General features: G+C 70.7%; 1 protein-coding gene. It reads left to right on the top strand.

The features are described 5' to 3' along the window. A partial coding sequence (locus B0F77_RS49550; protein ID WP_211294388.1) for a hypothetical protein occupies positions 1-235 on the top strand: 235 nt, incomplete at its 5' end. Positions 236-307: the final 72 nt, after the last annotated feature.

The raw sequence follows: 307 nt of genomic DNA on the forward strand, positions 1-307 counted from the left end.
GGGGAGGAGCGAGGCCAGTCCGGTGGTGCGGATGCGGTGTGCGCGGGCGCTCGTCGAGATGCGGCGGGACCAGCGGGAGGTCGCGTCGGTGATCGCGCGGGCGGTGGCGTGGGATGAGACGGTGCCGCGGCATGTGCGGTGTGGTGCGGCGCGGGATCTCGCCCGGTGGAGTGAGCTGATGCGGGAGGATGCGCGGGCCTTGCTGGTCCGATTGCGGGATTGTGGGGGTCGGTAGGTTCTCCTGCAGTGACGTGAGGAGGCCTCGATGTTGGCTGTGGTGGCGTTGTTGGCGACCCTTGTGCCGCCG

It is taken from the genome of Lentzea kentuckyensis, assembly GCF_002150765.1.
Lineage (GTDB): Bacteria > Actinomycetota > Actinomycetes > Mycobacteriales > Pseudonocardiaceae > Lentzea > Lentzea kentuckyensis.